The 1710-nt window shown below is 61.2% G+C and carries 1 protein-coding gene; it reads right to left on the reverse strand.

Annotated elements, in window-relative coordinates; genetic code table 11:
* Positions 1-142: 142 nt before the first annotated feature.
* Positions 143-1710 (reverse strand): ABC-F family ATPase (locus FEM54_RS32010; protein ID WP_205894445.1); only part of this gene is annotated, 1568 nt, incomplete at its 5' end.

The raw sequence follows: 1710 nt of genomic DNA on the forward strand, positions 1-1710 counted from the left end.
GCCCTGCGCTGGGCTGCGCAGCGGCCCTAAAACCAAACACCGCGTTTTGCCTGGCAGAACGCGGTGTTTTTTATTGGGGCTGCTTCGCAGCCCAGCGCAGGGCAAGCCTGCTCGCCACAACAAGCCGGCTAGCCGCGGGTGCTTAGAACACCACGCCTTGGCTGCGCAGGTAGTCGTCATAGGTGCCGCTGAAGTCGATCACGCCGGTGGCGCTCAACTCGATGATGCGGGTGGCCAGGGACGATACGAACTCACGGTCGTGGCTGACGAAGATCAGCGTGCCCGGGTAGTTTTCCAGCGCCAGGTTCAGCGCTTCAATGGATTCCATGTCCAAGTGGTTGGTGGGTTCGTCCATGATCAGCACGTTCGGCTTTTGCAGGATCAGCTTGCCGAACAGCATGCGGCCCTGCTCACCACCGGAAATCACCTTCACCGACTTCTGGATCTCGTCGTTGGAGAACAGCATGCGGCCCAGGGTGCCACGGATCATCTGCTCGCCTTGGGTCCACTGGCCCATCCAGTCGAACAGGGTGACGTCGTCTTCGAAGTCATGGGCGTGGTCCTGAGCGTAGTAGCCCAGCTCCGCGGCGTCGGTCCACTTGATGCTGCCGGCGTCCGGGGTCAGTTCGTTGACCAGGGTGCGCAGCAGGGTGGTCTTGCCGATACCGTTCGGGCCGATGATCGCCACGCGCTCGCCGGCTTCAACCTGGAAGCTGAAGTCCTTGAACAGAGGCTTGCCGTCGAAGCCCTTGGCCATTTTTTCGACCATCACAGCCTGGCGGTGCAGCTTCTTGTTCTGCTCGAAACGGATGAACGGGCTCACACGGCTCGACGGCTTGACCTCGGCCAGCTGGATCTTGTCGATCGCCTTGGCGCGGGACGTGGCTTGCTTGGCTTTCGAGGCGTTGGCCGAGAAGCGGCTGACGAAGGATTGCAGTTCGGAGATCTGCGCCTTCTTCTTGGCGTTGTCCGACAGCAGCTGCTCGCGGGACTGGGTCGCCACGGTCATGTACTCGTCGTAGTTGCCCGGGAACAGGCGCAGCTCGCCGTAGTCCAGGTCAGCCATGTGGGTGCACACGCTGTTCAGGAAGTGACGGTCGTGAGAGATGATGATCATCAGGCTGGAACGCTGGGTCAGGATGTTTTCCAGCCAGCGGATGGTGTTGATGTCCAAGTGGTTGGTCGGTTCGTCGAGCAACAGCACTTCAGGGTCGGAGAACAGCGCCTGGGCCAGCAATACGCGCAGTTTCCAGCCTGGCGAGACTTCGCTCATCGGGCCAAAGTGCTGCTCCAGCGGAATACCCAGGCCCAGCAGCAGTTCACCGGCGCGGGATTCGGCGGTGTAGCCGTCCATTTCGGCGAATTCGGTTTCGAGCTCGGCAACGGCCATGCCGTCTTCTTCGCTCATTTCCGGCAGCGAGTAGATGCGGTCACGCTCAGCCTTGACCCGCCACAGCTCTTCGTGGCCCATGATCACGGTGTCGAGTACGGTGAATTCTTCGTAGGCGAACTGGTCCTGGCGCAGTTTACCCAGGCGCACGTTTGGCTCCAGCATGACCTGGCCGCCGGACGGCTCGAGGTCGCCGCCGAGGATTTTCATGAAGGTCGACTTGCCGCAACCGTTGGCACCGATCAAACCATAACGGTTGCCGGCGCCGAATTTGACCGAGACGTTCTCGAAGAGCGGCTTGGCGCCGAACTGCATGGTGA

This window comes from Pseudomonas edaphica (assembly GCF_005863185.1).
Lineage (GTDB): Bacteria > Pseudomonadota > Gammaproteobacteria > Pseudomonadales > Pseudomonadaceae > Aquipseudomonas > Aquipseudomonas edaphica.